The organism is Acinetobacter sp. XS-4 (assembly GCF_023920705.1).
In the GTDB taxonomy this organism is placed as follows: domain Bacteria; phylum Pseudomonadota; class Gammaproteobacteria; order Pseudomonadales; family Moraxellaceae; genus Acinetobacter.
On the sequence record NZ_CP094657.1, the window covers coordinates 3912341 to 3938007 of the forward strand.

26 protein-coding genes are annotated in these 25667 nt (G+C 39.9%); 10 read left to right on the top strand and 16 right to left on the bottom strand.

Annotation, left to right across the window (positions count from 1 at the left end):
* Position 1: 1 nt before the first annotated feature.
* From MMY79_RS18170 to lptF, 4 genes are all read right to left on the bottom strand, one after another.
* The gene (locus MMY79_RS18170; RefSeq protein WP_016139519.1) at positions 2–1186 is read right to left on the bottom strand and encodes a S41 family peptidase; all 1185 of its coding nucleotides are present in this window, start codon (positions 1184–1186) and stop codon (positions 2–4) included.
* A gap of 15 nt (positions 1187–1201) precedes the next feature.
* Entirely contained in the window at positions 1202–2749 is a 1548-nt protein-coding gene (gene gpmI, locus MMY79_RS18175) for a 2,3-bisphosphoglycerate-independent phosphoglycerate mutase (protein WP_252610746.1), read from the bottom strand.
* A 126-nt stretch (positions 2750–2875) separates the two neighbouring features.
* A complete protein-coding gene (gene lptG / locus MMY79_RS18180) occupies positions 2876–3946 on the bottom strand; it encodes an LPS export ABC transporter permease LptG (RefSeq protein ID WP_252610748.1) in 1071 nt (356 codons plus the stop codon).
* Complete coding sequence (lptF, locus tag MMY79_RS18185) at positions 3946–5046, bottom strand: LPS export ABC transporter permease LptF (RefSeq protein WP_252610750.1); 1101 nt, start codon at positions 5044–5046, stop codon at positions 3946–3948. Before lptF ends, lptG begins: the two co-directional genes overlap by 1 nt.
* A 143-nt stretch (positions 5047–5189) precedes the next feature.
* Here lptF and MMY79_RS18190 point away from each other — a divergent pair, with 143 nt between their 5' ends.
* The 4 genes from MMY79_RS18190 (at position 5190) to MMY79_RS18205 (ending at position 8065) form a co-directional block, all read left to right on the top strand.
* Positions 5190–6638, top strand: coding sequence for a leucyl aminopeptidase (locus MMY79_RS18190; protein ID WP_252610752.1), 1449 nt, complete (start codon positions 5190–5192; stop codon positions 6636–6638).
* Positions 6631–7038 (top strand): DNA polymerase III subunit chi, encoded by a 408-nt coding sequence (locus MMY79_RS18195; RefSeq protein ID WP_199968497.1) that lies wholly within the window; start codon positions 6631–6633, stop codon positions 7036–7038. Before MMY79_RS18190 ends, MMY79_RS18195 begins: the two co-directional genes overlap by 8 nt.
* Positions 7039–7075: 37 nt before the next feature.
* Entirely contained in the window at positions 7076–7714 is a 639-nt protein-coding gene (locus MMY79_RS18200) for a hypothetical protein (protein ID WP_252610754.1), read from the top strand.
* 132 nt (positions 7715–7846) lie between these two features.
* The gene (locus MMY79_RS18205) at positions 7847–8065 is read left to right on the top strand and encodes a hypothetical protein (RefSeq protein ID WP_252610756.1); all 219 of its coding nucleotides are present in this window, start codon (positions 7847–7849) and stop codon (positions 8063–8065) included.
* 59 nt (positions 8066–8124) lie between these two features.
* Here MMY79_RS18205 and MMY79_RS18210 read toward each other — a convergent pair whose 3' ends face one another.
* The 6 genes from MMY79_RS18210 to glnK all read right to left on the bottom strand — a co-directional run bounded on the left by MMY79_RS18210 (position 8125) and on the right by glnK (position 13628).
* Entirely contained in the window at positions 8125–8784 is a 660-nt protein-coding gene (locus MMY79_RS18210; RefSeq protein ID WP_005301612.1) for a riboflavin synthase, read from the bottom strand.
* 43 nt (positions 8785–8827) lie between these two features.
* On the bottom strand, positions 8828–10120 hold the full coding sequence (locus MMY79_RS18215) for a DNA adenine methylase (protein WP_005301611.1): 1293 nt from the start codon (positions 10118–10120) through the stop codon (positions 8828–8830).
* The gene (gene ribD / locus MMY79_RS18220; RefSeq protein WP_252610758.1) at positions 10117–11202 is read right to left on the bottom strand and encodes a bifunctional diaminohydroxyphosphoribosylaminopyrimidine deaminase/5-amino-6-(5-phosphoribosylamino)uracil reductase RibD; all 1086 of its coding nucleotides are present in this window, start codon (positions 11200–11202) and stop codon (positions 10117–10119) included. Before ribD ends, MMY79_RS18215 begins: the two co-directional genes overlap by 4 nt.
* A gap of 15 nt (positions 11203–11217) precedes the next feature.
* Positions 11218–11676: a transcriptional regulator NrdR gene (gene nrdR / locus MMY79_RS18225; protein ID WP_003654416.1), complete on the bottom strand. Its 459-nt coding sequence runs from the start codon at positions 11674–11676 to the stop codon at positions 11218–11220.
* A gap of 162 nt (positions 11677–11838) precedes the next feature.
* Positions 11839–13233 (bottom strand): ammonium transporter, encoded by a 1395-nt coding sequence (locus MMY79_RS18230; protein WP_252610760.1) that lies wholly within the window; start codon positions 13231–13233, stop codon positions 11839–11841.
* 56 nt (positions 13234–13289) lie between these two features.
* A complete protein-coding gene (glnK, locus tag MMY79_RS18235; RefSeq protein ID WP_000780326.1) occupies positions 13290–13628 on the bottom strand; it encodes a P-II family nitrogen regulator in 339 nt (112 codons plus the stop codon).
* A 278-nt stretch (positions 13629–13906) separates the two neighbouring features.
* Here glnK and MMY79_RS18240 point away from each other — a divergent pair, with 278 nt between their 5' ends.
* Both MMY79_RS18240 and MMY79_RS18245 read left to right on the top strand, forming a co-directional pair.
* Positions 13907–14134, top strand: a complete 228-nt coding sequence (locus MMY79_RS18240; RefSeq protein WP_002121136.1) for an accessory factor UbiK family protein — start codon at positions 13907–13909, stop codon at positions 14132–14134.
* A 65-nt stretch (positions 14135–14199) separates the two neighbouring features.
* Positions 14200–15687 carry a YifB family Mg chelatase-like AAA ATPase gene (locus tag MMY79_RS18245; RefSeq protein ID WP_252610762.1) on the top strand — a complete coding sequence of 496 codons (1488 nt, stop codon included), beginning with the start codon at positions 14200–14202 and terminating at the stop codon, positions 15685–15687.
* On the opposite strand, the gene MMY79_RS18250 is transcribed toward MMY79_RS18245, so the two are convergent.
* On the bottom strand, positions 15684–17135 hold the full coding sequence (locus tag MMY79_RS18250) for a PLP-dependent aminotransferase family protein (protein WP_252610764.1): 1452 nt from the start codon (positions 17133–17135) through the stop codon (positions 15684–15686). The genes MMY79_RS18245 and MMY79_RS18250 overlap by 4 nt on opposite strands.
* A gap of 111 nt (positions 17136–17246) precedes the next feature.
* Here MMY79_RS18250 and MMY79_RS18255 point away from each other — a divergent pair, with 111 nt between their 5' ends.
* Together MMY79_RS18255 and MMY79_RS18260 are read left to right on the top strand one after the other, a co-directional pair.
* On the top strand, positions 17247–18023 hold the full coding sequence (locus MMY79_RS18255; RefSeq protein WP_252610766.1) for an aldolase: 777 nt from the start codon (positions 17247–17249) through the stop codon (positions 18021–18023).
* 15 nt (positions 18024–18038) lie between these two features.
* Entirely contained in the window at positions 18039–18917 is an 879-nt protein-coding gene (locus MMY79_RS18260) for a dihydrodipicolinate synthase family protein (RefSeq protein ID WP_252610768.1), read from the top strand.
* A gap of 43 nt (positions 18918–18960) precedes the next feature.
* On the opposite strand, the gene MMY79_RS18265 is transcribed toward MMY79_RS18260, so the two are convergent.
* Together MMY79_RS18265 and MMY79_RS18270 are read right to left on the bottom strand one after the other, a co-directional pair.
* The gene (locus MMY79_RS18265) at positions 18961–19773 is read right to left on the bottom strand and encodes a TorF family putative porin (protein WP_252610770.1); all 813 of its coding nucleotides are present in this window, start codon (positions 19771–19773) and stop codon (positions 18961–18963) included.
* Positions 19774–19829: 56 nt separating this feature from the next.
* Positions 19830–20000 carry a hypothetical protein gene (locus MMY79_RS18270; protein ID WP_252610771.1) on the bottom strand — a complete coding sequence of 57 codons (171 nt, stop codon included), beginning with the start codon at positions 19998–20000 and terminating at the stop codon, positions 19830–19832.
* Positions 20001–20732: 732 nt separating this feature from the next.
* Here MMY79_RS18270 and MMY79_RS18275 point away from each other — a divergent pair.
* On the top strand, positions 20733–22049 hold the full coding sequence (locus MMY79_RS18275) for an OprD family outer membrane porin (protein WP_252610773.1): 1317 nt from the start codon (positions 20733–20735) through the stop codon (positions 22047–22049).
* 107 nt (positions 22050–22156) lie between these two features.
* Here MMY79_RS18275 and ppa read toward each other — a convergent pair whose 3' ends face one another.
* Together ppa and MMY79_RS18285 are read right to left on the bottom strand one after the other, a co-directional pair.
* Positions 22157–22681: an inorganic diphosphatase gene (gene ppa / locus MMY79_RS18280; protein ID WP_252610775.1), complete on the bottom strand. Its 525-nt coding sequence runs from the start codon at positions 22679–22681 to the stop codon at positions 22157–22159.
* Positions 22682–22808: 127 nt separating this feature from the next.
* The gene (locus MMY79_RS18285; RefSeq protein WP_009392286.1) at positions 22809–23207 is read right to left on the bottom strand and encodes an MAPEG family protein; all 399 of its coding nucleotides are present in this window, start codon (positions 23205–23207) and stop codon (positions 22809–22811) included.
* Positions 23208–23313: 106 nt separating this feature from the next.
* Here MMY79_RS18285 and MMY79_RS18290 point away from each other — a divergent pair, with 106 nt between their 5' ends.
* Entirely contained in the window at positions 23314–23703 is a 390-nt protein-coding gene (locus tag MMY79_RS18290) for a hypothetical protein (protein ID WP_005301519.1), read from the top strand.
* A 40-nt stretch (positions 23704–23743) separates the two neighbouring features.
* On the opposite strand, the gene MMY79_RS18295 is transcribed toward MMY79_RS18290, so the two are convergent.
* Positions 23744–25423: a long-chain-fatty-acid--CoA ligase gene (locus tag MMY79_RS18295; protein WP_004795215.1), complete on the bottom strand. Its 1680-nt coding sequence runs from the start codon at positions 25421–25423 to the stop codon at positions 23744–23746.
* Positions 25424–25667 lie beyond the last annotated feature (244 nt).

Sequence of the window (25667 nt, forward strand, 5' to 3'; positions counted from 1 at the left end):
ATTACTTTTTCTTTAGAAATAAGTCTGCAACGCGATCTAAATAGACGTCTTCTTTCATTTCTGGGGGCAAAGGATAGCTCTGATTAGGCTGAATACCTTGCCCTTCAATCATATTACCGTTTGGTGTGTAATAGTGTGAGACAGTCATTTGTAGTGCCGCGCCACTTGGCAAAGGAAATAGTTTTTGCACTACCCCTTTTCCATAACTTTTTTCACCCATGACCCATGCACGCTGGTGTTCTTTCATGGCTGCAGTAAATACTTCAGCGGCCGATGCAGAGCGATGATTAATTAATATACCTAATTTTATATTTTGAAATTCATTGCCGGGCAAAGCCTGAAATTGTTGATTACCTTCCGACCGGCTTTTAGTTGAAACAATAATTCCATTATTTAAAAATAAATCTGCTGACTCGACTGCTGCTGATAACAATCCACCTGGATTATTTCGCAAATCGATTAAAACGGCTTTTAAACGTGGTGAACTATTTTCTTCAATTAACCGTTTAATTTCATTAGCAGTGTCTTGCTGGAATACTCTAATTTTGAGTACTAAAACCTGATTATGTAGCATTACAGGTTCTATATCAGTTTCTATTTTTTTATTACGAACTAAGTTAATGTTTCCACTTAACTCTTCTGCTTGTACTTGAAGCGTACTTCCAATAGAGCCATAAAGTAGCCCGAGCACCTGATCTTGGTTTAAATTTTTTAAATCTTGGTTATCAATCTTGAGAATAGTCTGACCATTTCTCAAACCTAACTTGTACGAGTCTGAACCCGTTTTAAGATCACGAATCATCCACTTATGGAGATGCAATTCAGGGCTTAACGCAAAATCAACCGATGCAAGGTCACCTTCGGTATATTGAATCAATTGACGATATTCTTCTGCCGACAAATAACGTGAATAACGATCTAGCCCACTCACTAGCCCTTTAATGGCTTGTTGAAATAAGGCGTCGTCAGACTTCACGTCGACATAGTTATCTCGAACGATTCCATAGATTTGAACAAACTGTTGAATCGACTCGATCGGCACCTCTGCATAACTATGTTCCGGTTCTTCCGAATCAGAATGCAAAGGTGACAATTTCTCTTTTACAACTGGCGCCGCAAAAGCAAATTGGCTGCAACACAGCAACATACTTACAATAAGTTTTTTATATTTAATGTGTTGCAGCATCCAATCACCTTTGGTTTATGCAGATAATGTAATCAGGTTACGTCCTTGCATTTCGGCAGGAACAGGAATCTGCATTAAATTGAGAATCGTTGGTGCTACATCGGCAAGCACACCACCTTCTGCAATTGTTGCTTGTGTTGGGCCAACATAGATAAACGGTACAAGTTCCGTTGTATGTTGAGTATGAACTTGACCACTCTCGTAGTCTTGCATTTGTTCAACGTTACCATGGTCAGCAGTAATCAACATATGGCCTTTCTTTGCCATAACCGCTTCATAGACACGTCCTAGGCAAAGGTCGACAGCTTCAACTGCTTTAACTGCCGCATCAAAAATACCTGTATGGCCTACCATATCACCATTAGCATAGTTCACAACCAATAAATCGTATTCACCAGAATTAATGGCTTTAACCAATTCATCAGTTACTTCATAAGCACTCATTTCAGGCTTAAGATCATATGTCGCAACGTTTGGAGATGGAATTAAAATACGCTTCTCACCCGGATATTCATCTTCGCGTCCACCACTAAAGAAGAACGTTACATGCGCATATTTTTCAGTTTCGGCAATACGTAACTGAGTCTTGCCAAGAGAAGATAAATATTCACCCAATGAATTTTTCAATGCTTCTGGCATGTATGCAACTGGTGCATCAATGCTAGCCTGATAACGTGTAAGCATCACAAATTTAGAAAGATTTGGTACAACTTTACGCTCGAAGCCTGCAAAGTCTTTTTCTACAAATGCGCGAGTAATTTCACGAGCTCGGTCAGCACGGAAATTCATAAATACAACGCTATCGCCATCTTGCACTTTAGCAACATCACCAATTCGAGTCGCTTTTACAAACTCATCGTTTTCATTGGCTGCATAAGCTAACTCTAGCCCTTCCACTGCTGTTTGTGCAGTACGAAGCGCCTCACCTTCAGTTAACAAGCGATAAGCTTGCTCAACACGATCCCAACGGTTGTCACGATCCATTGCAAAGTAGCGACCAATCATGGTTGCGATACGACCTTGACCTTGGTATTGAGCAAATAATGCATCTAATTTTTCTAAAGACGACTGAGCGCTACGTGGAGGTGTATCACGACCATCAAGGAAAGCATGTAAATAAACTTTTGCTCCACGTTTTAATGCAAGCTCACACATCGCCACAATATGGTCGTCATGGGAATGAACACCTCCGTCTGAGAGCAATCCCATAATATGAACAGCACCACCAGCAGCTTTAGCTTTTTCAACAGCGTCGATCAACACTTCATGTTTAAAAAAGTCGCCAGTACGAATATCTTTAGTAATACGGGTAAAGTCTTGATACAAGACACGACCAGCACCAAGGTTCATATGGCCAACTTCAGAGTTACCCATTTGTCCATCAGGTAAGCCAACATCTTCACCAGAACCAGAAATTAGACTATTTGGATGCTTTGCTGTCATTGCCGCCAAATTCGGTGTTTTTGCTGCAAGAAAGGCATTATCTTCAGTCGCTTCACGGTGTCCAACACCATCCATAATGACCAGAACGTGAGGAATCTTGCCAGCAGTTGCATCCGTCATAATCTATTTCTCTTTTGTCTACAATTTCGTCACAATATCTTACCGAATTTTCGGTCAATACTCTATTTTTTCCTATGACTTTCACCAATATCTGCGATTGATGAAAACCATAAATATCAGTTATTACTAGCGAGCGCGGTAAAGCAAATAACTTCCGGCACCAAACATTAATAAGATAGGTATAAGCACAAACCACGCTGGAGATGGGGCATAAACCAAGCTGGCGTAACCCAAGAAATCCTGCAAATAATAGAAACTCAAACCAATAAACAATGCGATTACCAAACGGAAACCCATCGATTGTTGGCGTAATGGCCCAAAAATAAATGAACACGCCACGAGAACCAGAGCAATCAATGAAAATGGTGAGGCAACTTTTTGCCAGAAAGCCAATTGATAGGTCTTTGGAACCTGACTATATTCATCCATATAGCGCATGAAGCTAATCAGCTGGCTTGGCGATAAATCTTCAGGATCTAACGTCACCATGTGCACATATTTAGGCTGTAATGCTAAAGAAAGCGATTGTTCTTCATGGTCAGTTTTGATGGCATTTCCTGCCGCCAAAATATCCATTTGTTCTGCTTTCTTCAAAGCCCATTGACCATCTTTTACGAACTGCCCTTGCTGTGCATTAATTAATGACTGCAAGTAATAGTTCTGGTCAAAATCGACCACTTGAATATCTTTTAAGTTGCCCTGAGAGTTAGCATAGTCGATATAGATAAATCGCTGCCCTTCACGTGACCAATAACCTTTCACTTCGCCTAAAGCAGCTACAGAGCGGTGACTTTTAACACTTTCCGCTTTTTCATTCGTATATGGAATAACCCATTCACTTAAAGCAAAAGACAAAATAATAAGCAACAAAGATGAGCGCATCACCCAACCGACAATACGCCATAAGCTAATACCAGCGGAGCGCATGACAATAAGTTCACTGCTGGTTGCCAGTGACCCTAAACCAATTACAGCACCAATCAAGGCAGAAATAGGCAAAATTTCATATAGATAACGAGGCGCTCCCCAGAACACATAGATGAGAGCTTGCCATGCGTTATAGTCTGGTTTGAGCTCACCCAACTCACCAAGGTACGTAAATAATATCTGTAAAATCGACAAAACAACTGTGGTGCCAAACATTGCAAGCGCAGTGGTTTTCGTCACATATTTGGCGACTATTCGACGTGCTAACATTATAATTTCACTCGCTTGATCTGTTTCTTGATTTTTGGTGCCAACTTCTGTTTACGTGAAAATAAGGCAGCTGCAACGCCATAAACAACCAACACAGCAGGATAAGCCCAAATATCGAGTTCTTCTTTACTAATACGAGTCTTGATTGCAATCATTAATACGATCAGACTGGAAAAAATAAAAACCGCCGGAATAAGACGATAATAGCGACCTTGTCTTGGGCTCACCTCAGACAATGCCACAGAAAGCATTAAAGCGATAAGAATGGTGAATGGTCCAAACAAACGCCATCCCAACTCACTTCTTATGACTGGATCATTCGTTTTTGCAAAAAGTTTAGTCGTTGATAATGCTTCTACATCACCACTTTCAAACTTAACATCTTTGTCATTTTCTAAACGTAGACGATAAGACTGAAACTCTGCTTGTGTATATTTTGGTTGTCCCGGAAATATTTCATAACGGCGGCCTTGCACCAGATCAACGACATTGGCTGTGTCATTTGCAACTTCTACACGAGTTGCTTCTTTTGCCAAGATCATGACATCTGGCTTATCTTCTTTGGTCGCGCGTTGATAAAAGAAAATGTCTTTTAGGTTTTTCCGATCTTCAGATAGTGAACCTGCATAAATCGTATAAGGTCCAGAAGAAATAAATTCTCTTGGGCGAACCAAATCGAAGCCTGTCCGAACCGCTTGGGTGGTGGTTAACTTTTCAAACTCACGTAGTCCCCACGGCGTCATCCAGAGCATAAGCACAGACTGACACACCATATAAACAATTGTCATTGGAATCAGTAGTCGCGCCAATTGATGACGACTCACACCACTACCATTCAAGACTGCCATTTCATGGTCAACATATAAGCGACCAAACACCAACATTAAACCAATGAAAAACCCCAATGGTAAAATAAGAGTTAGAAATTCAGGTAACCGATATCCAATGATGCTAAACAAGATACTGGCATCTAAACGCCCCTGTGCCGCCACACCAAAGTATTTGATCAGACGACCACCCATCATGATTAGGGTCAATAAGGAAATGACCACCAATGAGGTAGAGACAACTTGCTTGACGAGATAACGCCGAATAATCAAAGTAATACTTCCAAAAGGCTAATCGGGACGACTGCTAGTTTACCCGAATGTTAAAAATATAAAACCGCACATTGCAACGCTATGCTTGAAAGTGTTTCAATGTTTTAATTCATCATAACTTTCTATAGGCAATCACGGCAGCCATGAAATTTACAACTTATAAAACTTTTCCCGAACAGACATCTAATGAATCTTTGTGGATTTTAGTTGATTCTGAACAGCTACAAAGCAACGTCAACACATATCAAATCAATAACCTAGAAAGCGTTCTGAACGCTACCCAATTTAAAGGCAACTTCAATGAAACTCTGCCTTTATTTGGCCAGATTTCAAATCAGCCTCACAGCCAATTACTTGGCTTAGGAAAAACAGCCGAACTTCAGACAGTTAAATTAGCTAAACTTGCTCAAACTATTATCAAATCGACACAAAATAAATTTAAGCATATCGCAATTGATATTGCTGCGTTACCTGTCGAGCACCATTATTTATTTGCTTTAAGCTTAACTCAAGCAGCTTATGGTTATGATGAGTTTAAATCGAAAAAAAATGAATTTGTGTTACAACAGGTTGATTTAATTAGTTCAACAACTAGCCTAGATGAAAAGCAACTGGCTTTAGTACATGCAGTCCAGTCTGGACAGTCTTATGCACGAGACCTTGGCAACCGTCCTGGGAATATTTGTTTCCCAGAATATTTGGCAGAACAAGCTCTAGCTTTAGCAGCTGAATTCCCAGACTTACTTAAAGTAACTGTTTTAAATGAGCAACAAATGGCTGATTTAGGCATGTATGCTTTTCTTGCAGTCAGCAAAGGATCTGAACGTCCGGGCCGTATTGTAACGCTCGAATATCAAGCACAGATTGATCAAGCTCCAGTTGTTCTCGTTGGTAAAGGCGTAACTTTTGATACAGGCGGTATTTCTTTAAAACCAGGCCTTGGCATGGATGAAATGAAATTCGATATGTGCGGTGCAGCCTCTGTACTTGGTACAATCCGTGCCCTATGCGAAGCGAAACTGCCTATTCATGTAGTTGGTGCAATTGCAGCAGCAGAAAATATGCCTTCTGGTAAAGCAACTCGTCCAGGTGACATTGTGACCACCATGAGCGGTCAGACTGTTGAAATTTTAAATACAGATGCTGAAGGCCGTTTAGTACTGTGTGACACATTGACCTATATTAAACGCTTCAATCCAGCAGTAGTGGTTGATATTGCGACCTTAACAGGTGCGTGTGTAGTCGCTTTAGGCAAAGTACTCAGCGGTTTATTCTCACCAGATGATGCGTTGGCAGCCGAACTCCAACAAGCTGGCGAGCAATCGTTTGACCGTGTATGGCGTATGCCAGTGATTGATGATTATCAAGAATTACTTGATTCACCATTTGCAGATATTGCAAACATCGGTGGTCCATATGGCGGTGCGATTACGGCAGCATGTTTCCTTGAGCGCTTTACACGTGAATATCGTTGGGCTCATTTAGATGTAGCAGGAACAGCATGGCTTTCAGGCGCAGCTAAAGGTGCAACTGGTCGTCCAGTACCACTCCTCATGCAATTTTTAGCGAATCGTGTAAATACGAATGGCTAAAGTTAGTTTTTATCTGTTTGAAACCAGTGAAGAACGGCAAGTCGATAGTGCTTGCCGTTTATGTCGAAAAATATTACAGAAGCATCCTAAAATCTGGTGGTATTGCTCAGATGTGCAACTACAACAGATTCTTGATGAAAGATTATGGGACTTCGACCCTGTCAGTTTCATTGCGCATGGCGTTGACCAGACTGATGCTGCTGTATGTATTTCGGCTAAACAACCGCTTGAACAAGGCCTGTTAGTATTTAATTTTAACAATCATGCACTTGAACAAGTTGATCATTTTAGTCACATTATAGAAATTGTTGAAAATAATGAAACAGCCAAGCAAATTGGTCGAGAAAAATTTAAAATGTATCGCCGTTTGGGTATAGAACCGCGGACCTTTAAATTATAACGCGCTAAAATGTAAATACTGTTGATCAAGGAGAAACATGGTGGCATTAAATGTCGGGCAAGATTTTAAAAAAAGATGGTTAAATGCGCCTGAAGCTGTCCGTCATGCCTATCAACAGGATCTGGCACGTATTTGCGACTTACTTGAACCCCAAGCACCTATTCAGCTTTGGGTTTTAAATGACGAAAAAGCGCAGTTAGAATCACAGCAAAAAATTGAACAAGCCTACGCAGATCTTAAAGCAGAGCTTATTGAGCAAGCACGTATTCGCCGTCAACTTGCTTTAGAAAAAGCGCTTGCTGACAAACGAGCATCAGAAGCTGCGTATGCTGCGGAGTTGCAAGCAGACGAAATTCGCAAGTTTAATGAACAGACTGAAACATTACACACATTACGTGGTCATTTAGAACAAGAGGTTGCAGAACAAACTGCGCGTTATCAGAAAAACCCTGAAACACCAACAGTCAATTACTCTGCTGGCGTAAAACTTAGTATTACCGATGATCAAATCTTATCTGAGCTTGAAAGTTTACGCATTCGTTTAGAACTTGAAGCTGAAAGCTTAATTGAGCAGTCTGTAACAGCTTTCCGAGCCAAGCTACATTCGGCAGCTCAAGAAGAAATAGATTATATTTTGAAAAATTCTAACTTTTCTGATGAAAAAATAGAAAAGTAAACCTTTAAATCTTTTTCTTGTCATAAAAATGACACCTATATGTCACAAAATAGACATATAGATTATTCTTATAGATCAATTGATTATAAGAATGAAAAGCTGCAATTTTAAGATAATTAATGAGGATAAGAGATGGACATTCTGCATCAGATTTCAAAGCAAGTTGAACAGCTAAATCAGGGTGAGCAATGGACGTTTTCAGCACAAGAATTTTATATGAGTCATAACGACTTTAACTCTTTATCTATATTACTGACACGCGAGTCCGAAAAACGTGATTTTACAATTACTCGCACTCAGCATAACAAAGCATGGGTCGGCACCCACTCTGTTACGCTAACTAAGCACTAAATTTTCAAAACAAAAAACCGGAACAAGTGTCCGGTTTTTTTATTTTAACGATCTAGCTTTTATTTTAAAAAACCATTCTCAGCTAAAAAAGCCATACTAATATTTGACTCTGTTTTTTGTTCAGCAGCTTTGTCACCTAGCAATAAACGCTCGATATAACGCGCTAAAACATCGACTTCAAGGTTTACTTTGCTGCCAACTTGCCACGTTCCAATGTTAGTACGTTCTGCTGTATGCGGAATTAAGTTTAAGCTTAAAATATTTCCACGTAAGTGGTTAATTGTTAAGCTAATCCCATCTACAGTCACAGAACCTTTTTCTGCTAAATATTTAGCAAGTTCTGCGGGTGCCGTAACTTCATAATAGATTGAGCGAGCATCTTCACGCACTACGGTAATTTCACCTACGCCATCAACGTGACCACTTACAATGTGTCCACCAAAGCGTGTTGTCGGCAACATTGCCTTTTCAACATTGACACGTTGCCCAACTTTCCAGTTACCCAAAGTCGTACGATTCAAACTTTCACGAGAAACATCAGCTGCGTACCAGTTATCGCCCCATTCAATCACGGTGAGACAAATACCATTGGTTGCAATTGAGTCACCCAAATGTACATCTGACATATCCAGATCAGTCTGAATACGTAAACGCACATCACCACCTACGCTTTGCAGGCTTTCGACTTTTCCTAAACTTTCAATAATGCCTGTAAACATGGCTCAATCTCCAAATCTTTTTACACTGCTTAAATTGCAGCGCTTACCAAAGTGCGAGCTGTGTACTATTACCTGAGGTATCTACACCACCTAGCTCGGCGAAGTGGTAAAGCTGGCCTAATAACTGACGTAATGGTGGTCCTGACTTAGCATGAGTATCAGTAATCACAATAAACTCAAGCACGCGTGCACGTTCAGACTGTCGCTGTTTACTTACTCGATAGCGCGGAACATCTTGTGTTAACAAGGTCACTTTACCGCGCTCCAAATTAGCCATAAGCAAATCTTTCGGCTCGATATTACCATCAGTTGAATAACTGGTCAGAATATAGCGGGCATTGATGGTTGAAAGTAACTTTTCATACGCATCTTTCGCATATTTAGAAGAGTTATATGGACTCGGGCGCTCTTTACGCCACGCTCTATCAATTCCACTCTTATAACCTTTGGTATCTGGTGACGGTAAATCAACCTGATCCCATAAAGTTAATGCATTCAAAACATGGTAATTACTGCTATATGCATGTTGGTTATATGGTGGATCGAGATAGGCAACATCGACTTCAAAACCACTCATTTGATTTGCTAAATGCTGGGAATCTACACACCACATTTCAGCAGCAGGACGCTTACGATCACCAATCTCGCAAAAACGGCTTGGTGTTAACCAAAGTAATGACTCAATTCGTTCCAATGCAGTTTGTGTACGTCCGCCCCACCCTTGGTGAAAGCTTTTAAATACACCACTGGTGTTACTCACAAAACTTGCTGAATAGAGTAATGGCGCGAGCAAAGCACTCATCTCTACATCATTAATTGCACCTTGTGCCTGCCATGTTGCAATCTGCTGGCGAATCGCATCAATACGCATACCATTACGGCGTTTAAAGAACAAACGGTCACGGGTTGGATCGTATACATCATCGTTACGTGGACAAAGGTTATGCGTTACCCAACCTTTAACTTCAGGTAAACGATTTAAATAATCGATTGCCTTCTGATAACCACCCAGCTCTTTAAAAGCAGGTGCATCGGTACAAGCTAAAATCGCATGATTTAATGCATGGCTATAAGGTTCCCAGTCATTTGCAATCACACGATAACCATTTTGACGCGCCAAACGAGACACGACACCACTGCCGGCAAAGAAATCGGCAAAAATCGGAGGATTCTTTTTCTTGCTATTCAGTGTCCCTGTAATTTCAAGGGCTTCTAAAATTAGATGGAGCAATCGGCGCTTGTTACCTAGGTAAGGAACAAGCTGATGGAAAAGATATTCGTCTGTCGTACGGGCCGCATGACGACGTTTGTGATAAACCGAAGGCTCTGAATTCATACTTTCTCTTGCGTAGGGATTAACCTTAAGCGTATATCTTGATCAAGTTGTGTCACATCAAGAAGTGTAAAACGAAGTTGTTGTGCCATATATTCAAACTCTGCATTGAACATGGCTCTTGCACTTTCCCCCAAAAATGTTGGGGCAATATAACTGATCAACTCATCTACCAAACCTTCTTGTAAAAAGGCAGTAGATAATGTCGCACCGGCTTCCACCAATACATCATAAATTTGATGTTGCTTAGATAGGGTCTGTAACAGCACTTTTAAAGGCTGAATTTCTAATTGTATCACGCCTAAATTGGCAAGTTCTTCGCGATATGGTCCCATGACCATCACAGTTTCAGGGTTTTCTAAAATTTTAGCGTTAAGTGGCAAACGCCCCCGACGATCTAAAACAACCCGTTTTGGCTGAGCAACTGTCTCAATATCAATATGACTCAGTGAGCGAACATTAAGCTGACAATCATCTGCAATCACAGTTTCAATGCCTGTAATCACGGCTCCTGAAATGGCACGCCAATGCTGAACATCCTGCCGTGCAACTGCACCGGTAATCCACTTCGATTCACCAGACGCCATTGCTGTACGTCCATCTAAGCTTGAAGCTACTTTTAAGCGTACATAAGGCATGCCCGTAGACATCGCCTTTAAAAAACCTTGATTTAATTTTTCTGCTAAATCTTCACAAATGCCAACTTCTACTTCAATTCCGGCATTTTTCAAAATTTGAACACCCTTACCCGCAACAAGCGGGTTTGGATCAGGACATGCCACAACTACCCTTTTAACCTGTGCCTTAACCAGTGCTTCTGCACAGGGAGGAGTGCGGCCATAATGTGCACATGGTTCAAGCGTGACATAGGCTGTTGCACCTTGTGCTTGTTCAGTTGCTTGACGTAAAGCAAAAACCTCAGCGTGTGGTTGACCTGCTTTAGGATGAAAGCCTTCACCAATTAACTGATCATCTTTGACAATCACGCAACCAACATTTGGATTAGGCTTAGTCGAATATAGACCTCGTTTGGCAAGTTCAATGGCTTGCTGCATCCAATATTGATCTTGTTTCAACTCAGACATAAAAATCTCAAATCGTTATTGTTCACGTTGTTGCATTTGCTCAATTTGACGGCGAAACGCCTCAACATCCTGAAAATCTTGATATACAGAAGCAAATCGCACATAAGCGACATGGTCAAGTGCAAATAAAGATTGCATGACGACTTCACCAATTGTTCGAGACTTCACGTCACGCTCACCTAAACGGCGAATCTGCAACTGAATATCACTTAAAACTGTTTCGATCTGCTCTTGTGTGACCGGACGTTTTTGCAGAGCATGCATTAACGAACGGCGTAGCTTGGCCTCATCGAAAGGTTCATTTTTTCCATTCGATTTGATCACACGGGGCATTACCACTTCATAGCTTTCAAAAGTGGTAAAACGTTCACCGCAACTTACACACTCACGACGTCGACGAATCTGACAGCCTTCGGCGGCTAAACGTGAATCGATGACTTTACTATCTGCGGCGTTGCAAAATGGACAATGCATAGCGGATTTATAGGGTCGATTACTTTGACCTAGTGTAGCAAAATTTCTACACTTACAGAACCAGCATTCTATAAGACAAAAAAACAGTCCCGAGCAAGATCAAAGCATCGCTTTGATCACAGCGCAAGACTGTTTTTTAAGACAGCAGATTATTAATAATGATTATTCAATACGTTCGCCATGTTGGCTTAAATCCAGACCCATGCGCTCATCATCAGCGTTCACACGGATACCAATCACAAGATCAATCACTTTAAGAATAATGAAAGTCGCGACACCACTGTAAATCATGGTTGCCAATACGCCTTCAACTTGTACCCATAATTGACCAGCGAATGTTGGTGCCAAGGTAACGTTGGCCGCTTTGATAATTTCATCACTGTAAAATACGCCAGTTAAAATCGCACCGACAATACCACCTACAGCATGTAAACCAAATGCATCCAAAGCATCATCGGCTTTAAGTAAGCGTTTAAGTGCAGTGATACCCCAGAAGCACACTACGCCACCGATAAGGCCCATGACTAAAGCACCGCCCACACCGACGAAACCTGCTGCTGGTGTAATCACAACCAAACCAGCGACAGCACCAGAAGCACCACCTAATACAGAGGCTTTACCACGAATCATACGTTCAACAACTAACCATGATAATGCAGCAGCAGCGGCAGCAACTTGAGTCACTAAAATCGCCATACTCGCACGAGCACCAGCACCTAAAGCACTACCACCGTTAAAGCCAAACCAACCCACCCAAAGTAAGCTTGCGCCAATCACAGTTAGAGTTAAGTTATGCGGAGCCATAGATTCACGGCCAAGGCCAATACGCTTTCCAAGCATGTAAGCAGCAACTAAACCTGCAACACCTGAGTTGATGTGTACAACTGTACCACCAGCAAAATCTAACGCACCTGCTTTAAATAACCAGCCATCTGCTGCCCAAACCCAGTGAGTAATTGGTGCATAAACAACAAGTACCCAAATTGCAATGAATGCCATGAAAGCTGAATACTTCATACGGTCTGCAATAGAACCACTAAGGATTGCAACTGTAATGATGGCAAAGGTCATTTGGAAAATAACAAAGAGACTTTCAGGAATTGTCCCGCTCAATGCATCAAACGCGACTCCGTTTAGCATTGCTTTAGACAAATCACCAAAAAATGCACCTGTGCCAGAGAACGCGATTGAATACCCAGCAATCACCCACAGCAAACTTACTAAAATTGCAGCGGAAAGGCTGAACATCATAGTACTTAATACATTTTTCTTACGTACCATACCGCCGTAGAATAGTGCCAAACCAGGAATGGTCATTAATAAAACCAAAGCTGTTGAAACTAAAATCCAAGCTGTATCGCCTGTATCAAGTTTTGGTGTTGGTGCTGGAGCTGCTGGAGTTTCAGCAACTGGTGCTTCTGCAGTGGTTGCAGTAGCTGGAGATGTTGATGTAGCCGCAACTTCCGATGTAGGCGTTGTTACAGCATCTTCTGCCCAAACGGCAGTACCACCCAAAAGAGCGCCTGATAGACTCAGCGCCATAAGCATTTTTTTCATTCGTGTCCCCCAACCTCATTTGCGAGTTATTTTCTACTCAGCAAGCTTTGTGCCAATTAGACAGCATCTGGTCCAGTTTCACCCGTACGGATACGGATTACTTGTTCCAGATTCGTCACAAAAATCTTACCATCGCCGATTTTTCCAGTGCTTGCTACACGAGTAATTGATTCAATTACCGCGTCAACCATTTCATCACTGATCGCAATTTCGATTTTTACTTTAGGTAAGAAATCAACTACATACTCTGCACCACGGTAGAGTTCTGTATGTCCTTTTTGACGACCAAAACCTTTAACTTCAGTTACGGTAATCCCTTGTACACCAATGTCAGAGAGCGCTTCACGCACATCATCTAATTTAAACGGTTTTACAATTGCAGTTACAAGCTTCATGTTTGTTTCCTTCGGCTTCTTTTCACCAGTAAGGTTTTATGTTCAATTTTCATGCCAATATTTCAAAGGTTGAGGGAAATGAATCTATTGCATGAACTTTCTTTATAACCTATTTAGTGATCAAGATGTAGATGAGCTATTAAAAATAAAATGAATTTTCAGTATTGTTGAGTGTCGTTTTAATGTTCTATTTGTACTAAAAGAATTGAAACCTATATCCCAAGTTCAAGCAGTGTTAAACTGTAAACTATAAGGTAATACAACACTTTGGATATTTTATGCTAGAAACTTTACTACAGGCCATTTTGGAACAAATTGATGAGCCTAAAAAAGATTTGGAAAAAAATTTACGTGCATTATTAAATGAAGCAGTCGAAAAGTTAGACCTTGTTTCTAAACAAGAGATTGATCGTCAAAAAACTGCACTTCAGTCAGCCAATCAACGTTTAGAAGAGCTACAAAAACAAGTAAGTCTGTTAGAAGAAACTTTAAAGAATAAAAAATAAGCACCAACGTAGCGCACTTATACTTTACAACGATTAAAAATGAAGCACCATAATGGAACAATAAGATGTCTTTTTCTAAAATTTATACACGGGGACTTTTGGGTTTACATGCACCTCTGATTGAAGTTGAGGTACATGTGAGTCAAGGCTTACCTTCTCTTACCATTGTCGGACTAGCAGAGGCGGCAGTAAGAGAAAGTAAAGACCGAGTTCGCTCAGCCATTATTAATAGTGGATTTCAATTTCCAACCAAACGGCTGACCATTAATCTTGCACCAGCAGATTTGCCCAAAGATGGGTCACGCCTAGATTTACCAATTGCTGTAGGCATTTTAATTGCCTCTGGCCAGCTTCCAGAAAACTGTGCCGAAGATTTTGAATTAATTGGTGAATTAGCGCTGGATGGTCATGTAAGACCAGTGTCAGGTACTTTAACTTTGGCAATGGCTTGTCAACAGGCCAAGCATAAAATGCTTTTACCTCTCGATAATAGTCAGGATATTAGCCATTTACCGGATCTTGAATGTTATCCAGTGAGCCACTTAAAAGAAGTCTGTGAACATTTTCTGGGCACAAAGTCTCTAACTTCGGTTGAACCTTCAACCACATCAAATCAAATGCCTTATAAATTTGATCTGGCAGATGTAAAAGGTCAGCTACGCCCACGTCGCGCACTAGAAATAGCCGCCGCGGGAGGACACTCTCTGCTCTTTAAAGGACCACCAGGCACAGGTAAGACTTTACTCGCTTCACGTCTTCCTTCAATTTTGCCACCTCTTTCTAATCAAGAAACACTTGAAGTTGCGAGTATTTATTCGATTTCAAATACACCGCATACTTTTGGTCAACGTCCATTTCGAGCGCCCCATCATACAGCATCAGCGATTGCACTCGTTGGGGGCGGCTCTCACCCCAAACCCGGCGAAATTACCCTATCTCACTTAGGTGTGCTCTTTTTAGATGAACTTCCCGAATTTGATAGAAAAGTGCTTGAAGTCTTACGCCAGCCGCTTGAGTCAAAAGAAATTATTATTTCACGAGCAGCTCGGCAAATTACTTATCCGGCTAACTTCCAACTGATTGCAGCGATGAACCCCTGCCCATGTGGCTACGCATTTAATCAAGACAGCCGTTGCCAATGTTCGCCTGAAAGTATTAAGCGCTATCAGAACCGTATATCTGGACCGTTACTTGACCGTATTGATTTACATATTGATGTACCGCCTTTAAAAGCTCAGGAACTGCAAGATCCAACACCTACTGAAGACTCTACGGCTGTAAGGCAACGCGTGATTTCTGCTTATGAACAACAAATGCAAAGACAAAATTGTTTAAATCAGGCACTCTCACCGAAGCAACTAGAACAACATGCTGTACTTGATAGTACTTCACAGCGAATGATTGAAATGGCTCAGCAACGTTTAAATCTATCAGCTCGTGCTTATCATCGTGTTTTACGAGTAGCACGGACCATTGCCGATTTGGCTCAAAGTGAGGTGATTCAAAGCTCTCACCTTACAGAAGCGCTCTCTTATCGCGGCAATCATTCTTAAAATGAAACAGCGGATGATGAGTCCGCTGTTCCTTTATTAAGAACATCATTTAAGGTTTCGATTAAAGAAGTGATTTCTTTCTCTGATAAAGCTGCAAAACCAAAACGAATACAACGATTAGAAGGCTCGATTTGTTTAAACTTATACTCTGTATCAATGTTGAGTTCTTTTAATTTTATCAGCTGATCTTGAGTAAATGGTTTCTGGAATTTCACCCATAACGCCATTCCACCTGCGGGTGGTTGTATCTGAACACGCTCTGCAAAAATTCGGTGAAACTCAGTTAACGCATGGTCACGGCGTAGCTGATATATTTTTTTCATTTTACGGATGTGCCTTTTAATTTCACCCCGTTGCATTAAATCTGCCAAAGCAAGTTCCGTAATATTATTACCTTGTCGATCAATCAATAAAATATCTTCAGTAATCGATTGAATGATTGGTGAAGATGCCACGATGTAGCCTAAACGAATCCCTGGTGCAAAAACTTTAGACAATGAGCCAACATGAATGACTAATTCAGAATGAGGCAAACTCGCTAAAGGTGGCATAGGCCGACTGTCATAATGGAATTCATGGTCATAATCATCTTCAATAATATAAAACCCCCACTTTTTTGAAAGCTCTAAGAGTTGAAGACGACGATTCATTGGCATCGTGACAGTTGTAGGATATTGATGATGCGGGGTTGTATAAATGGCAGCGACAGAATGTTCTTGTAAAATCTGTTCTAAATCCTCAATAACAATACCTTGTTCATCTAATTTGACAGAAACGACCTGAAAACCATTCGATTGGAACGCTTTAAAAGCAGATGGATAATACAGCTCTTCAACAACAATAATTCCCTGCCGATTGGGTAATGCACGGGATGCAACAAAAATTCCCATCTGGCTACCCCGTACAATACAAATTTCATCTTCGGCAGCATTCATAAAACGCTCCATCGATAGCATTTGTTGTAAGGCTTGTCTTAACTCAATCATTCCCCGCGGGTCGCCATATCCCATGTACTGGTTTTGAGTAATTTTAATTAGTGCATGCCGATAGGCGCGTGAAAATAGTTCGTAGGGAATAAGCCGTGGATCTGGCACACCATCGTTATGTGGATATAAAGCAACTTCTTGAATAATTGGCTTCTCATTCACTTTTCGCTCAGATACTGACTCTATTTGGAGTTGTTTGTCTGGCAAAACATCTGCCACAAATGTGCCTTTTCGAGGGCGAGTTACAAGCCATCCTTGTGCTTCTAATTCTTCATAGACCGCTTGCACTGTTTTCCGATTAATTCCTAATTCTTTTGATAGGCTACGAGACCCCGGCAGCATAGTCCCTTGTGCCAACCGGCCACTTAAAATTTCCTGACTAATCAAATTGGTCAGTTTTAAAAAAACCGTCTTTTCTTCTCTTTCATCGATACGAAAATGTATTTGCCAAGGTCTTAGCATATTTGCCCCATCTGGACCATATAACTTATTAAAACTGGATGTATTGATTCATCCAGTTGTTTTCTATTCTGCCTTCACTTACTTAATTTGGTCAACTGGACTGGAGAAGAGATGAAGACTGCTTCTGTAAACAAACAAGACCTCATGCAACACGCACAGCAAGACATGCAAAAGTGGATTAGCGACTCAGATTTAACTGACTACCAAAAGCTTGCACTCACTTGTCGTATTTTATTTGATCATGGCCATGATGCTGGTTTAGCAGGTCAAATTACATGTCGTAGTGAAAATAAAGAGACCTTTATTACTCAGCGTTTTGGTTTAGGCTTTGATGAAATTACTGCCTCAAATTTGCTTGAGGTGAATCAAGACCTAGAACCCATTAATCAAGAAGGTATGGCAAACCCAGCCAACCGCTTTCACACATGGATTTATAAAGAACACCCAGAGGTGAATTGCATTATCCATACACATCCGACTCATGTAGCTGCATTATCCATGCTTCAAATTCCACTCATGATTTCTCAAATGGATGTCTGCGCACTTTACGAAGATTGCTCTTTTGTAGGCCATTGGCCGGGTGTTCCTGTGGGCAATGAAGAAGGTATTTTGATTTCTTCTGCCCTGGGTAAAAACCGTGCTGTTTTGTTGTCTCACCATGGTCAACTGGTCACAGGAAAAACTATTGAAGAAGCATGCAACTTGGCTCTTTTAATTGAACGCGCAGCTCAACTACAACTACTAGCCATGTCGGCAGGACAAATTCAGCCGATCCCCCACGATTTAGCAACAGAAGCTCATGACTGGGTGTCTACCGATAAACGCAACAAAGTGAACTTTGCTTACTACGCACGTAAAGCTTTGAAAAAACATTCTGACTGTATTTAAAAAGAGATTTCGACCATGAAACTAAACGGCATTATTGGCTACCCTGTTACTCCTTTTTCTGATGACAACACCATTAATCTTCCTGTTTTAAAACAGATGCTCGATTTGCTTATTGAAAACGGCTGCGATGCAATTGCGCCTTTAGGTAGTACAGGCGAAAGCGCTTATCTTGAATGGGATGAGTGGTGCTTAGTGGCTAAAACTTCAATTAAAAGTATTAATAAACGCTTACCTGTCATTATTGGGATTTCCGAACTCACCACTGATCAAGCCATCAAAAAGGCACAGATCGCGCAAAGATATGGTGCAGATGCACTTATGGTGATTCCTGTATCTTATTGGAAGCTAACAGACCAAGAGATTTTTGAATATTATCAGGCAATTGCCCAAACAACGACTTTACCGATTATGATTTATAACAACCCTGCGACTAGCGGTGTTGATATGTCTCCAGAATTAATCGTGCGTATGTTTAATAACATTACAAATATTACGATGGTGAAAGAAAGTAGTGGTGACATTCAGCGTATGCATAAAATTCAAGAGCTATCAAAAGGAGAACTCCCATTTTATAACGGCTGTAATCCTCTAGCTTTAGAAGCTTTATGTGCTGGAGCAAGCGGTTGGTGTACAGCAGCGCCAAATCTTTTAGGTCAACAACCTCAACAACTTATCAAACATGTAAAAAATGGTGAATTAGAACAAGCCCAGAAGTCATTTTATCAACAACTTCCTCTACTACGCTTTATTGTAACTGGTGGTTTACCTAAAACGATTAAAGCAGGTTTGCAGCTAAAAGGTGTTACTGCTGGTTCACCACGTAAGCCACTGTTCAAAGCCAACGATATTGAGCTTAATCAGTTAAAACAGCTACTTTCTGAAATAGAAAACTAATAAAAAAAGCGGGTCAATAAACCCGCTTTTTTACAGCATAAACTTAGAATGTTTTAGTTAAACTAAACACCAGACCTGTGTCATAAGGTTTTTTCTGAGCATCAGTCATGCCAGAAGTACTAATGTCTGTACCAACAACATCTAGCTCAGCAACAATACCCAAGATGTTATAGTTTACGCCAACTTTATAATCGATATAGCTATCGTCTTCACCTGGTCCACCCGCAACGACAAGTAAAGAATCTTTATTTTTAAGCTTGTTATAACCAACTGAAGCAAGGCCTGTAAATCCTGTATCTGCAATTGGTGCTGAATAGCCGACATTGAAATACCAGAACTCATCAGAGTGGCCCCAATAATCATCTGAGTAGCTTACGCCCACACTAAGTGCATCACCTTTAAATAAAGAATCAGCAAAAGTTAATTTTCCGTAAAATTCGTTAAAGTCAAAACCAGTATCCCCATTGTATGGGTTAGTAAATTTTGAGTCAGAACCAATATAACCGTAATGAATTACACCCACGTCATAGGTCGGTGCCAGCTTATCTGACAGTTTTAAGGTATTGGTATAACCTAATGAGATATCAGTTTCAGTTGAAACACCTGGCGTATTAAAGTCAACGCTTGAACCCCAAAGCGCAACATAAGCACCCGACTTATGAGAAAAAGTAAAACCACCTTGAATGGCTGGATTATTTGATGATTGGGTAACTCCGCGGAAGCGGTAGTCTGTGGTTGCTGCGACGCTCCCTGTTGCTGTGATACCATAAAAAGATGGTGCATCTTCAGCCATAGCCATGGTTGAACCTGCTGCAAAGATACCAAGACCTAAGGTCTTAAGTGCAAATTTCATCATTTTGATCTCCCCCATAATGAATGCACGATTTATGTATATAAAACACATTGTGTTACTTAAGCTTTAGCAATTGCTGTGCCAACTCCATATTTGCTATCAGCACACTTCATTAATTTTGAAATCAAACTTGCTTTACAATAAAACCCCTGTTTAATTTTTACAAATTTATATCCATGAAAAACAATGAAATAAAATAAAATTCTTGTGCGATTAGAAATAACGAACATACGAAAACCCCTTATCGGAAACTAATAACCGAGATGGGAAGTATTCATTTACTCAATGTAAAATTTCTATTTAACCTTGAAGAAGAAATATAAAAATTACGTAAATTTCTTAAAGCTGGGGTTTTAATGGTCTGTAAATGGGCATTTCATTTAATTAGATTTCTTTATTTTTTCTATTTTAAAGCTTATGAACTATTTTGGGTCTTTTTTAAACAACAATATGAGCAAAAAGAATAATGCACAAACTTTACGCAGAATATCGCACTAAATTTGACCAACCCAACTGAATTAAATTGGTCTTTTATAGTGATCTATTTTTATACATCACGATTCAAACCAATGTTATATAGTAACATTTTAAAGAATTTTTATAAGAGAGCAGTAAAAAAAGGAACTTAAGATAAGATTAAAAAGTAAACATATCCAACAAAAAAGAGTAAAAAATAGACACAAGAATCAACTATTTTTTGAGCTTTGAATATAAAATAAATGGTAAAAATACACTAAAAAATAAATTACTTTTTTTATTTTAAACAATACATTAAGTATAAAAGATTAATGGTAAATTTAGTAAACAAGCAGTAGCACATTAATCAATTTCTGCATAGCATATATAAAATAAAATCAACAAAAATATATCTTTTTTATAGATTACTTATACAATTGATTCAAATCCTAGGCCCTGAACAATAACAAGGCACAGGATTATCGTTTTTATGAGGTTCTTTAAATATGCTAAATGCACAAAAACTTACATTAGCAGTTCTCATTTCTGCGGCAATAATTTCCTCAGCTCAGGCAAGCGAGCAAAGTGAGGCAAAAGGATTTGTTGAAGATGCGAACGGTTCTATTCTCTTCCGTACAGGTTATATCAGTCGTGACAAAAAACAGGGCGCGAAAGATACTAGCTCATTTGCTCAGTCAGCAATTGTAAGTATCGATTCTGGTTTCACCCCTGGTATTGTTGGCTTCGGCGTTGGCGTTGTTGGCGATGGTTCATTTAAAATCGGCGAAAATAAAAATGCCGGAAACCAAATGATTCCAAAATACAACGACGGTTCGGCTTACGATCACTGGGCTCGTGGTGGTGGTAGCGTTAAAGCACGTTTCTCGAATACAACAGTACGTTACGGTACTCAAGTACTCGATTTACCTGTTCTTGCAAGTAATACTGGACGTATGGTACCTGAATACTTTACAGGTACTTTATTAACTAGCCATGAAATCAAGAATCTTGAATTGGTTGCTGGTAAATTTACTAAAGACCAAATGTCTGATCAAATCAATACTGATGCTGATGCTTCTGGTAGAGGTCTTGATCGTGCCATTGTTTGGGGTGCTAAGTACAAATTTGATGATAATTTAAATGCATCTTATTATGGTTTAGACAGCAAAAATGCGCTTGAACGTCATTATGTAAATGTAAACTTTAAACAGCCTTTGGCGAATGACAGTTCATTAACTTACGATTTTAGTGGCTACCACACTAAATTCGATGCAAGTGCCCATACTTATTCGGCAACTGGGTCTGTAGCACCAAATTATGGTAATGATGGTATCGCAGGCGAAGAAAAGACAAATAATATTTGGGCAATTTCAGGAACTTATGCGACTGGCCCACATAGTGTGATGTTAGCATACCAACAAAACAGTGGTAATGTTGGTTATGACTATGGTCAAAACGCTGATGGTTTCCAAAGTATTTATTTACCGAACTCTTACATGTCTGACTTCATCGGTAACGATGAAAAATCTGCACAAATTCAATACAACGTTGATTTTGGTAAGTTGGGCGTATTACCTGGTCTAAACTGGACTACAGCTTATGTATATGGTTGGGACATCAAAGTTAGAAATGTAACTGACAGTGCTCAAGAACGTGAGTTCTTCAACCAAGTGAAATATACAGTTCAAAGCGGTTTTGCTAAAGATGCAAGCCTTCGTATTCGTAACTCGTACTATCGTGCAAGTGATTCATACCAAGGTGCTTACATTGGTGACACAAACGAATGGCGTTTATTCCTTGATATTCCTGTGAAATTATTCTAATTCACAAATTTATCAAGCATAAAAAAACCTACGTCTGGCAACAGATGTAGGTTTTTTATTAAGCTCAGAATATCAATTAAGGCATTCTGAGCCTTATCAATTAAAGCTTATTTAGCAGCTTCAATTGCTTTTAATACTTCAGCTTTAGCAACGTCAGCACCTTCCCAACCACTGATTTTTACCCACTTACCTGGTTCTAAATCTTTATAGTGACTGAAGAAATGTTCAATTTGGCTAATCAATAGCGGCGGAAGATCTGTATATTCCTTAACGTCTTTATACAATGGAGACAATTTTTCGTGTGGAACAGCGATTAATTTCGCATCGATACCACCGTCATCTTCCATTTTTAATTTGCCCACTGGACGGCAACGAATTACAGAACCCGCAGTAACAGGATGTGGAGTTACAACAAGTACGTCTAACGGGTCACCATCTTCAGACAAAGTATTTGGAACATAACCATAGTTCGCTGGATAGAACATTGCTGTGCCCATGAACCGGTCTACAAACAATGCATCAGAATCTTTGTCGATTTCATATTTAATTGGTGCTGCATTTGCAGGAATTTCAATGATGACATAGATGTCATTTGGGGCATCTTTACCTGCTGGGATATCGCTGTAACTCATATCAATACTCTTTCGTTATGAAGTCAGATGTAAAATCCACTCGATTATAGCGTGGATATCGTCAAAATGATGCCGATTATACAATGTGCACATGCGAAAGTTGATATGAATGATGACAGAATGACACTCAAGTCAGTTTAATCGTAACCACTAATAAGAAGATTGGACACAATATAGATAAGAACCAAACAATCGAGCGCAAAGTTGCCCAGTTACTTAAATAACAGATCCCATAAATAACTCTTAAAATAATGTATGCCCAGCCTAATCTCAGAATAAAATATTCCGGAACAACCATATATTCGGCCATTAAAATAGCCGTTAAAAATAAAGGTAAGCTTTCAAAGCTATTTTGTTGTACGGCATTCGCACGAGCAGCCAGACCAGTTGTTTTGGCAAAAAAGGCTCTCGGATTTTGATTATCAACAGGCTGAAAACCACCTGTAAACTTTGCAATTACGGTAAATGCGTATGGCAGCAAACATGCCACTAAAATAATATAGATAATGCCGCTGATGCCCTGCATAGTGCCATCCATCACTGAAAATACTGTTGATCATGCTATCATAACATTGCGTTTTTACCTGAAATTTTATGCAATCACTTGTCATCACTGATTAATAGGGCCATGTATGCAACAACCTGATCAAAAAGAATTGTTTGAAGTCTTGGATAAGCAAAAACAGAATCAACTTCAGATAGATCGCATATTAAAGATCGTACTCCCTATTATGGCTTTTTTACTTAGTGTGATTTGTGCAAATTTGAATTGGCAATCGACACTTGGCACCTTTGTTATTTTAACAATTACCTTTATTGCAGTCGGTATTAAACGACTTACTTTGTGGCATTGGCTCATTGTGATTACGATATATTGTTTAGCAGATAATTATTTAAGTTATGGTCAGCTTGATTTAACTCACCTACGCCTGCAACTCGGCACAATGCTTGTTTTTGTTGGAATGGTCGGAATTGGACGCCCTTATATAGACCGCTGGTTTATAAAAAGCCATAAAAACTAAAATAAAAAAAGCGCCCTAAGGCGCTTTTTTTATTAACTGATTAGGCTGGTTTACGTAAGTCTTTACGTAAAATTTTGCCTACATTTGATTTTGGTAATTCATCCATAAACTCTACATAACGAGGGCGTTTATAGCCTGTTAAGTTTTCTTTAGCGAAGCTCAAAACTTCTTCAGTCGTTAAACTTTGATCTTTTTTCACAATAAAGAGTTTTGGCACTTCACCTGATTTTTCATCTGGAACACCAATGGCTGCAACTTCCAATACTTTTGGATGTTTAGCAATAACTTCTTCGATTTCACTTGGGTAAACGTTAAAGCCAGAAACCAAAATCATATCCTTTTTACGGTCTACAATTTTTGTATATCCACGGCTATCCATCACACCGATGTCGCCAGTACGGAAGAAACCATCCGCTGTCATGACTTTAGCTGTCTCATCAGGACGATTCCAGTAGCCCTTCATCACTTGAGGACCGCGAATCGAGATTTCGCCTTGCTCACCTAAAGCAACTTCTTTACCGTCATCATCTAAAATAGCAACTTCAGTTAAAGGTAACGGAATACCAATAGTGCCGCTAAATTCAGTAGAAGCAGGTGGATTTGCAGTTGCTACCGGTGAAGTTTCTGACAAGCCATAACCTTCAATAATGGTTGTACCAGTAATTTTCTTCCATGCTTCTGCTGTAGAAGGTAAAACGGCCATACCACCGCCCATCGCCATTTTTAAATTGCTATGGTCAAGTTGTTTGAATTCTTCATTATTCACTAAAGCATTAAACAATGTGTTTACCGCTGGGAAGAATGATGGTTGATATTTACGTAATTCGTTAATAACAGCTGGTAAATCACGCGGGTTCGGAATCAGGATATTTGCCTGACCTTTATACATACCGTACATCGCGCAAACCATGAACGCAAAAATATGATAAAGCGGCAATGCACAAACAATACGGTCGCCTTTAGCACCATCGTTTGCTCCAAATTTACTTTGGAAAATACCGTCACACTGAAGTAAGTTTGCTACAAGATTACGATGGGTAAGCTCTGCACCTTTTGAAACGCCTGTTGTACCACCAGTGTATTGAAGTACAGCAGTGTCACTTAAAGTTAAAGTCGGACGCTTATAATTACTCGCATTTTCTTTATTTAATGCTGAGTTAAATTTAACGTGCCCTGGAATATTCCAAGCTGGAATTTGTTTACGTACTTTACGTAGTACAAAATTCACCAGAGTACCTTTGAGTGTACCAAGCATATCTCCGACTGATGCAACTACAACATGCTTCACTGGAGTTTTACCCAAAATGCTTTGGTAAACACTGGCAAAGTTTTCGATAATTACAAGTACTTCTGCACCTGAGTCATTTAATTGATGCTCAAGTTCACGCGCCGTATAAAGTGGGTTAACGTTTACTAACACTAAACCTGCACGTAACACAGCTAATGCAACTACAGGATACTGCAATACATTCGGCATCATCACTGCCACACGAGTTCCTTTTGCTAACCCCAAATTTTGCAAATAGGTCGCGAACTTACGGCTTGCAAGCTCTAACTCATTAAATGACATCGCTTTATCCATAAAGATAAAGGCATCGCGAGAACCAAATTTTTGGAAATTACTCTCAAAAATATCAACAAGTGAGGTATTTTCCGCAGGCAATGCTACTGTTTCTGGAATCCCTGTTTTTTGGTATTCTGCAAACCAAATTTTTTCCATAATGCCATTATCTCCGATTCGTAATCCTTAGTAATAACTGTTATTCAATGCCCCAGCTATTCTTTAGCTTCTTGGTGCCAGAACATATTTAAAACTTATTGGCACATTCATGACACTTCGAACAAGATTATGAGACAGAAGTTTTGACAATTTAACCCTGCCAAATTTTTTGCATGGAGTACAAATTACGTACTCCAAATTGCTGTCCTTTTAATCGTTATTCAATACCAACAAGTTCAGTTCA

Coding starts and splice junctions, on each gene's coding strand:
- ribD (WP_252610758.1), bottom strand. CDS start 11,202: ATGTCTGAGTTGAAACAAGATCAATATTGGATGCAGCAAGCCATTGAA.
- gpmI (WP_252610746.1), bottom strand. CDS start 2,749: ATGACGGATGCAACTGCTGGCAAGATTCCTCACGTTCTGGTCATTATG.
- MMY79_RS18200 (WP_252610754.1), top strand. CDS start 7,076: ATGGTGGCATTAAATGTCGGGCAAGATTTTAAAAAAAGATGGTTAAAT.
- MMY79_RS18275 (WP_252610773.1), top strand. CDS start 20,733: ATGCTAAATGCACAAAAACTTACATTAGCAGTTCTCATTTCTGCGGCA.
- MMY79_RS18210 (WP_005301612.1), bottom strand. CDS start 8,784: ATGTTTACAGGCATTATTGAAAGTTTAGGAAAAGTCGAAAGCCTGCAA.
- MMY79_RS18250 (WP_252610764.1), bottom strand. CDS start 17,135: ATGCTAAGACCTTGGCAAATACATTTTCGTATCGATGAAAGAGAAGAA.
- MMY79_RS18170 (WP_016139519.1), bottom strand. CDS start 1,186: ATGCTGCAACACATTAAATATAAAAAACTTATTGTAAGTATGTTGCTG.
- MMY79_RS18270 (WP_252610771.1), bottom strand. CDS start 20,000: ATGTTCGTTATTTCTAATCGCACAAGAATTTTATTTTATTTCATTGTT.
- MMY79_RS18295 (WP_004795215.1), bottom strand. CDS start 25,423: ATGGAAAAAATTTGGTTTGCAGAATACCAAAAAACAGGGATTCCAGAA.
- MMY79_RS18240 (WP_002121136.1), top strand. CDS start 13,907: ATGCTAGAAACTTTACTACAGGCCATTTTGGAACAAATTGATGAGCCT.
- MMY79_RS18265 (WP_252610770.1), bottom strand. CDS start 19,773: ATGATGAAATTTGCACTTAAGACCTTAGGTCTTGGTATCTTTGCAGCA.
- MMY79_RS18230 (WP_252610760.1), bottom strand. CDS start 13,233: ATGAAAAAAATGCTTATGGCGCTGAGTCTATCAGGCGCTCTTTTGGGT.
- MMY79_RS18215 (WP_005301611.1), bottom strand. CDS start 10,120: ATGAATTCAGAGCCTTCGGTTTATCACAAACGTCGTCATGCGGCCCGT.
- MMY79_RS18285 (WP_009392286.1), bottom strand. CDS start 23,207: ATGCAGGGCATCAGCGGCATTATCTATATTATTTTAGTGGCATGTTTG.
- lptG (WP_252610748.1), bottom strand. CDS start 3,946: ATGTTAGCACGTCGAATAGTCGCCAAATATGTGACGAAAACCACTGCG.
- glnK (WP_000780326.1), bottom strand. CDS start 13,628: ATGAAGCTTGTAACTGCAATTGTAAAACCGTTTAAATTAGATGATGTG.
- MMY79_RS18260 (WP_252610768.1), top strand. CDS start 18,039: ATGAAACTAAACGGCATTATTGGCTACCCTGTTACTCCTTTTTCTGAT.
- MMY79_RS18245 (WP_252610762.1), top strand. CDS start 14,200: ATGTCTTTTTCTAAAATTTATACACGGGGACTTTTGGGTTTACATGCA.
- MMY79_RS18205 (WP_252610756.1), top strand. CDS start 7,847: ATGGACATTCTGCATCAGATTTCAAAGCAAGTTGAACAGCTAAATCAG.
- MMY79_RS18190 (WP_252610752.1), top strand. CDS start 5,190: ATGAAATTTACAACTTATAAAACTTTTCCCGAACAGACATCTAATGAA.
- ppa (WP_252610775.1), bottom strand. CDS start 22,681: ATGAGTTACAGCGATATCCCAGCAGGTAAAGATGCCCCAAATGACATC.
- MMY79_RS18290 (WP_005301519.1), top strand. CDS start 23,314: ATGCAACAACCTGATCAAAAAGAATTGTTTGAAGTCTTGGATAAGCAA.
- nrdR (WP_003654416.1), bottom strand. CDS start 11,676: ATGCATTGTCCATTTTGCAACGCCGCAGATAGTAAAGTCATCGATTCA.
- MMY79_RS18255 (WP_252610766.1), top strand. CDS start 17,247: ATGAAGACTGCTTCTGTAAACAAACAAGACCTCATGCAACACGCACAG.
- MMY79_RS18195 (WP_199968497.1), top strand. CDS start 6,631: ATGGCTAAAGTTAGTTTTTATCTGTTTGAAACCAGTGAAGAACGGCAA.